Genomic DNA, 7,302 nt, shown 5'->3' with positions numbered 1-7,302 from the left:
GAGGCGGGCGCAGGTAACGCAAGCACCACAGGAGCGAGTGAAACGAGCGACGAGGAGCGTGGTTCGAGACGCCTTCGGCGTCTCGTCATCACGAAAGGCGCGAAGCGCCTTTCAAACGACAGCGAGCGTGCGCCCGCCTCGCGGCTGGGGCTTCGGCGGTCATGCCGCGGGGAGCAACTGCGTCGTAGCGAGCGGCTGGGAGTCCGGAGCCGCTCACCGCGGTAACAGGAGTTTACAGTCGTACGTTAGCACTCCGCGTATCCGTTCTCGGGTCAGAGAGAAGGCGTGAACGATCGGTTCACAGCGGAACCCCGTCCGAGAAGACCGAACCGTCTCAGGCGACTGCGGCCGCGATCTCCTCGTCGGTGAGGAACACGTCCTCGCCGGTCTCGGCGTCGAACAGGTGGAGGTCCGCCTCGTCGAAGACGACGCCGACCTCGTCGCCGGTCTCCGGCTGGACGTCCGGCGGCGCTCGCGCGAGGAAGTCGTCGTTCACGCTGAGGTGGACGTAGTTGTCGGAGCCGATCGGCTCGACGACCTCGACGGTCGCGGTGAGCGTCTCTTCGCCGGTCGGGTCCTCGACGATCCCGATGTTCTCCGGTCGGATCCCGAGGGTGTACGGGCCGCTTTCGAGGTCGTGGCCGGCGACGTACTCGGAGCTGAGCGTGAGCGCGAGCCCCGACGACTCGTCCCGGATCGTCGCGGTCGTTCCGTCGGTCTCCACGTCGACGTCGAGGAAGTTCATCGACGGCGAGCCGATGAAGCCGGCGACGAACTTGTTCACCGGCTTCTGGTACACCTCGGTCGGCGCGCCGACCTGCTGGAGCTTCCCGTCGTTGAGGATGGCGAGCCGGTCGCCCATCGTCATCGCCTCCTCTTGGTCGTGGGTGACGTACATCGCGGTGACGCCGAACTCCTTCTGGAGCTTCTGGATCTCCGCGCGCATCTCCGTCCGGAGCTTCGCGTCGAGGTTCGAGAGCGGCTCGTCGAAGAGGAACACCTCCGGTTCGCGCGCGATGGCCCGCCCGAGCGCGACGCGCTGTTTCTGCCCGCCGGAGAGCTCGTCCGGCTTGTCGTCGAGGAGGTCCTCGATGCCCATCATCTCCGCCATCTCGCGGACCCGCTCGTGGCGCTGTTCTTTCGTCATCTCGGTGCTCATCTTGAGCCCGAACGCCATGTTCTCGCGGACCGTCTTGTGCGGGTACAGCGCGTAGTTCTGGAACACCATCGCGACCGGGCGCTCCTTCGCGTGGACCTCGGTGACGTCCTCGTCGTCGAAGCTGACCGTTCCCGAGGTCGGCTCTTCGAGCCCCGCGACCATTCGGAGGGTGGTCGTCTTGCCGCACCCGGACGGCCCGACCACGGTCACGAACTCGCCGTCGTCGATCTCCAAGTCCAGATCGTCGACGGCGACGATGGTCCCTCGGTCGAACTCCTTCCGGAGCGTATCGAGCGTGACGCGTGCCATTTCCCTGAAGACTGGTCCGCTGGCATATGAGTTCTTTGCTGTTTTCCTGATATTTGGTGAAAAATCACTTCTCAGATATCGGCACGTGAGCGCGATCGATGGTGACGCTCGGCTACCCGCGCCGATCGGAGGCACATCCACGCCGATCGGAGGTACATCGATCGGACTGCGCCGATCCGAATCATTCAGGAACGATCCAAAACGATCCGGAACGATCCCAAACACTAAATGTATGAAAATATAATTCCTCATTTGTTCTGGCAACATGAACGAGAAACGTAGAACGCTGCTCAAGGCGATGGGGGGATCGACTGCGCTCGCGGGGCTCGCGGGCTGTATCAGCACCGGCGGCGACGGCGGAGACGGTTCCGACGGCGGTGACGGCGGCGACAGCGGAGAGGGTGGGAGCGGAGGCTCGGCGCGGCTGTGGACGGACCTTGCCGACAGCGAGGACGAGGCGATGTCCGAGTACGTCAGCCAGTACGAGTCGGAGACGGGCAACAACATCAACAAGGAAGCGCCCGGCGGCGAGCTCGACCAGCAGCTCGAAACGGCGATCCCGGCCGGCGACGGACCGGACTCGTGGATCTGGGCGCACGACTGGGTCGGGCGATTCGCGGTCCGCGAGGACCCGCCGTTCCTCTACGACGCGAGCGACGACGTCGACGTCTCGCTCGACGGCTACACGCAGGCCGCCCGCGAGGCGGCCCAGTTCGATGGCGGCCTCTACGGGCTCCCGTTCGCCTCCGAGACCGTGGCGCTGTTCTACAACGAGGACATCGTCGACGAGCCGCCGGAGACGATGGAGGAGATGGTCTCGATCATGGACGAGCATCACGATCCGGACAACGGGCAGTACGGGCTCTCGTTCCCGGCTACCGACCCGTATCAGGCGAGCGGATTCATTCAGGTGTACGGCGGCGACATCTTCGACGAGTCGAACCTCGAGGTCGGCCTCGACAGCGACGCCTGTAAGCAGGGGATGGACGCGCTCGAAACCCTCTACGGGTACACGCCCGCAGACCCGGGCTACGAGTCGCAGATCGTTGCGTTCGCGGACGGTCTCGCACCGTTTGCGATCAACGGTCCGTGGATACTCGGAGACTTCCAGAACGATGTCGACAACCTCGGCGTGACGACGTTGCCAACGATCGACGGGAACCACCCACGGTCGTACTCCGGCATTCAGCTGTTCTACTTCAGCTCGATGCTCGCGGACGCCGACCCGTCGACCGTCGACGTCGCGACCGACCTCGCGGAGTGGTACACGACTAACGAGGACATCATCCTGACCAACGCCGACGAGCGGGGGTACATTCCGGTCCTCACCGATGTCGTCGGGAACGAGGACCTTTCGGCCGAGGTACAGGCGTTCGCCGAGCAGGTGGACTACGGCGTCCCGATGCCGAGCCACCCCGACATGGACAGCGTCTGGAATCCGTTGACGGAGGCGCTCGAACGCGTCTTCAACGGCGAGCAGGAGAGTGCCGCCGCGCTCGACCAGGCCGCCTCCGAGATCCGGGAGGCGCTGTAAGCTCTACCCGGAGCCATGGCCTCCTCGCAACCCGGAACCGCCGCGAGCGGACTGTCGCGGCTCCGATCGGTGCTGCCGTTCGCCAGCCGCGACTGGGGCCTGCTGCTCGTCGCGCCGGGCGTACTCCTCTTTTCTAGTTTCATGCTGTACCCGATCTTCTATCTCTTCTATATCTCCCTGACCAACGCGACGTTCGCCGGGTCGGTGATCGGTGGCGGTGCCGAGCTGATCGGGCTGGCGAACTACGTCCAGCTAATCTACGACTCGCAGTTCTGGACCTCGATGACGACGACGTGGCTGTTCGTCGCCGTCTCGCTCGTGGCCAAGGTGTTCCTGGCGGTTGGGATCGCCCTACTGTTGAACCACGTACGCGTCGCCGGGAAGCGGTACATGCGCGCGGCGGTGATCGTCCCGCTTGGGTTCCCCGGCATCTTCACGATCACCGTCTGGCGCGGCATGTTCAGCGACGCCCGCTACGGCGTGTTCAACACCATCTTGGGCCGGTACAACGAGTTCATGTCGTCGCTGTCGGCCCCGCAGGCGCTCCTGTTCGACGTGCCGATCGGGTTCCTGAGCGGTCGCTGGGAGGCGTTCTTCGCGTACGTCACCACCGAGGTGTGGCTGGCGTACCCGTTCATGGTGATCATCATCGTGAGCGCGCTCCAAGACGTGCCGCGGTCGCTCCACGAGGCGGCGATGGTCGACGGCGCGGGCGCGCTCCAGCGGTTCCGCACCGTGACCTTACCCGCGATCAAGGGGCCGGTGCTGTTCGCATCGATCCTCACGGCCGCGACCTCGTTCCAACAGTTCCTGATCCCGTGGGTGTTCAACCAGGGCGGCCCGTCGCGACAGAACGAGCTGATCATCGTGTACGGCTACCGCGAGGCGATCACGTTCAACCAGTTCGGCCTGTCGGCCGCAATCTTGATCGTCGGTATCGCCTTCGTCGGACTGTTCATGCTCGTCGCCGTGCGCTACGGCGGTCTCGCGGAGGGGGTGGGTGACGAATGAGCGCGATCCGCTCGGTCGCGTCGCTCGTCGCCGCCAAGCTGGTCGCGCTCGCGACCGCGCCGAAGCGGTTCGTCGTCATGGTCCAGCGGGCGCTCTACGACGTTCGGACCGGCAAGCGCAGCTCGTGGGACGTGACGAAGAGCGTGCTGATGACGCTGTTCGGGCTCGCGATGGTGCTCGTGTTGCTGTTCCCGCTGTTCTGGATCACGACCGCGTCGCTCGCTGAGGGGTCGCGACTGTTCAACACCAGCGGCATCTTCCCGGACCCGTCGACGTACAACCTCGGCGCGTACCGGTGGGTGATCTTCGAGTCTGACTTCTTCTTCGTCGACGGCGACTGGGGCTACCCCCAGCTCGTCGTCGGCGGGAGCGGCGGACTCCTTCCCTTCAGCTTCCGGTGGGCCGGGACCGACACCGGTCCGGGCGCGGTGTTCAATAGCCTCTACATCGTCAGCGTGACGCTCGCGGCCGGGTTCGGGATGATCGTCCCGGCGGCGTACGCGTTCTCGCGCCGGCGGTTCGTGGCGCGCAAGCGCATCCTCTACGGCTACGTCCTCTTCACGCAGATCGGTGCCGGACTGTCGATCGCGACGCTCGTGGCGCTGTACTCGCTTTTCAGCACCTACGGGCTCACGAACAACCTGTTCATTCTCGGGCTGTTCTACGCCGCGTCGGCGATCCCGTTCAACACGTGGCTGCTGAAGACGTACATGGACAACATCCCCGTCTCCTACGAGGAGGCGGCGATGGTCGACGGCGCGAGCTTCCTCGACACGATCCGGGAGGTCATCATTCCGCTGACGAAGCCGGGGCTCGCGGTCGTCCTCATCTTCGTCTGGCTCGCCGGCTGGAACGAGTTCATCATCGCGCAGACGCTGCTCCGCCCGGAGAACTACCCGCTCTCGGTGGAGCTGTACAACATCGCGACCGAGGGCCGGTTCTCGACGCCGTGGACGCGCTTCGCGGCGTTCGCGAACCTGTTCGCGCTCCCGGTCGCGATCGTCTACTTCGCGGCGCAGCGCTCCGTCGAGGACGGCCTCTCGTTCGGCGGGATGGAGGGGTAGTCTCGCCGTTCGGGGCTTTTCGCGTTTTAGTTCACGAATCGCTCGGTGTCGATTGAGCACATCGCGGTGCGTACTGTTGCTGTGACCGCCTGTGCTGCGGCTGTCAAAAGAGATTTAGTAGGACTCTGTCCGTATGATGTATGCAGCGACGCGCCCTCCTCACGAGTATCGGGCTTTCGGCGGCGATTTCGATTACTGGCTGTCTTGACGCTGTCTCCGGCAACACCGCTATTCATCTCGCGCAGCTTGCGGCGGAAAACCACACTCCTGACCCGGTCCAGATTGACCTGCGCGTCGACCGGGACGGCGAGACGGTCCACGAGTCCACCCATCAAATCCGCGGGACAGGCGATGGACAGATTTACGCGGCGACCGCCGACTGCGATTGGGGAACACAACCGGGTGAGTACAAGGTATTTTGCGCGGAGGGACGACGCCGAGTGGACATCGAAACCGCTCAGCGATGTCAGAGATGGGTGGCACGATACCGTCGAGTGTGCGACGGCGCTCGTCCAGTGCTACGAAGACGGCATGTGGATCCGCGTGCGAGACGACTGTGAGCGACACGCCCCGTCGCGTCTCCGGGGGGTCTGTTCCAACGAGTCCACGGCGGAGAAGTAGTGTTCAGTTCGCAGTTCCGTCGATCGGGCGTTTCACGCCGAGAAACTCTCAAAACCCCGGTTCCGACGGAACCACCCCGTCTCTCCCTCAGTCGTCCGCGGTCGGCGTCGGCGGCGCTCCCGCGAGCCGGTCGCGGTCGTGGGACGCCTCGAAGTCGAGGTCGGGACCGCGCGCGATGATTCCGGTCGGCGTCACGTCGGGGTGCGTGGTGTAGTAGTGCTCTTTGATATGGGACATGTTCACCGTCTCGGCGACGCCCTCGGTCTGGTAGAGGTCGCGGAGGTACGGCCAGAGGTTGTCGTACTGGTGGATGAACTGCCGGTTGCACATGAAGTGCGTGTGGTACACCTGATCGAACCGGATCAGGGTGGTGAACATACAGATGTCCGCCTCGGTGAGCGAGTCACCGACGAGGTAGCGCCGGTCCGCGAGCCGGTCGTCGTAGCGGTCGAGCGCGTCGAAGAGGTCGTCGATCGCGTCGTCGTAGGCCGCCTGCGAGGTGGCGAAGCCGGCGCGGTAGACGCCGTTGTTGATCGGCTCGTAGATGTCCGTGATCACCTCGTCGACGTCCGCGACGGTCGCGTCGTCGCCCTCGTCGGGGAGGAGCGACGCGCCGTTTCCGAGGTCGTCGAACGCGGTCGAGAGCATCCGCAGGATCTCGCGCGACTCGTTGTTGACGATCGTCTCCTCCTCGGTGTCCCACAGCACCGGGACGGTCACCCGGCAGGTGGCGTCGGGGTCGGCCTCGACGTACAGCTCGCGGAGGTAGTCGCTGTCGTGGAGGTGGTCGCGCGTACAACCGTCCTTCTCGGGGCTGAACTGCCAGCCCCCCTCGCCACGCCACGGGTCGACGACCGAGACGCTGATCGCGTCTTCGAGGCCCAAGAGCGAGCGCGCGAGGAGCGTCCGGTGCGCCCACGGACAGGCGTAGGAGACGTACAGGTGATACCGGCCGGCCTCCGGCTGGAAGCGCTCGTCCGGCTCGGCGTCGACGTGCTCGGGCACGTCGCTGCCCGCGACCCAGTTTCGGAAGGTGGTCTCGCCGCGCTCGAACGCCCCCTCCTCGTTGGTCGTCTCGTAGGTGTCCGTCCGCCACTCGCCGTTCACGAGTTGGTTCATGTCCGTAACGTGGGCTTCCACACCTATAATGTGGCCGGGGACACACGTGTCACCGGCTGTACGTCGTTGCTGTCTGGATTTTTCCCATCGACGCTGCGACCACCGAAGCCCCAGCCGCGAGGTGGACAGACGCTCGCTGTGCTCCTCGTCGCTCGTTTCACTCCCTCCTGCGGTGCTTGCGTCGCCTCTGTCCACCTCGCGGCTGCCCCTTCGAGTCCCGCCCACCGCACCGCAACCGCACCTCACACCTCCCCAGCCTCGTCGGCGGCTCCCGTCGGTCGCCGCCGACTCCCTCGCGCGACGCTCCTCGCGCCCGATGGGCGCTCGGAGGCGCGCGCCACCGCAACGAATGAACCCCATGTGGTCCCGGTGTCTTTTCACTCGCTCGTGTCGTCCGCTGAGCCATGAACGAGCGAGCCGAGCCCGCGCCGTCGGTCGCGATCGTCGGCGGCGGTGCGGTCGGCGTCACCGCCGCTCACGATCTG

The 7,302-nt window shown here is 65.3% G+C and carries 5 protein-coding genes; 3 read left to right on the top strand and 2 right to left on the bottom strand.

Annotation, left to right across the window (positions count from 1 at the left end):
• Positions 1–334 precede the first annotated feature (334 nt).
• A complete protein-coding gene (locus BN903_RS09425) occupies positions 335–1,468 on the bottom strand; it encodes an ABC transporter ATP-binding protein (RefSeq protein ID WP_048077486.1) in 1,134 nt (377 codons plus the stop codon).
• A gap of 265 nt (positions 1,469–1,733) precedes the next feature.
• On the opposite strand from BN903_RS09425, the gene BN903_RS09420 reads away from it, so the two are divergent.
• The 3 genes from BN903_RS09420 to BN903_RS09410 are packed head-to-tail and all read left to right on the top strand — an operon-like array spanning position 1,734 to position 5,077.
• A complete protein-coding gene (locus tag BN903_RS09420) occupies positions 1,734–3,002 on the top strand; it encodes an extracellular solute-binding protein (protein ID WP_228841078.1) in 1,269 nt (422 codons plus the stop codon).
• Between the two features lie 15 nt (positions 3,003–3,017).
• Complete coding sequence (locus BN903_RS09415; RefSeq protein WP_048077485.1) at positions 3,018–4,013, top strand: carbohydrate ABC transporter permease; 996 nt, start codon at positions 3,018–3,020, stop codon at positions 4,011–4,013.
• Positions 4,010–5,077, top strand: coding sequence for a sugar ABC transporter permease (locus BN903_RS09410; protein WP_048077484.1), 1,068 nt, complete (start codon positions 4,010–4,012; stop codon positions 5,075–5,077). The genes BN903_RS09415 and BN903_RS09410 overlap by 4 nt, the downstream gene beginning before the upstream one ends.
• A gap of 708 nt (positions 5,078–5,785) precedes the next feature.
• Here BN903_RS09410 and BN903_RS09405 read toward each other — a convergent pair.
• Complete coding sequence (locus BN903_RS09405; RefSeq protein WP_048077483.1) at positions 5,786–6,817, bottom strand: glutathione S-transferase family protein; 1,032 nt, start codon at positions 6,815–6,817, stop codon at positions 5,786–5,788.
• Between the last annotated feature and the right edge of the window lie 485 nt (positions 6,818–7,302).

It is taken from the genome of Halorubrum sp. AJ67, assembly GCF_000513435.1.
This window is presented reverse-complemented; position numbering and strand designations above follow the sequence as displayed.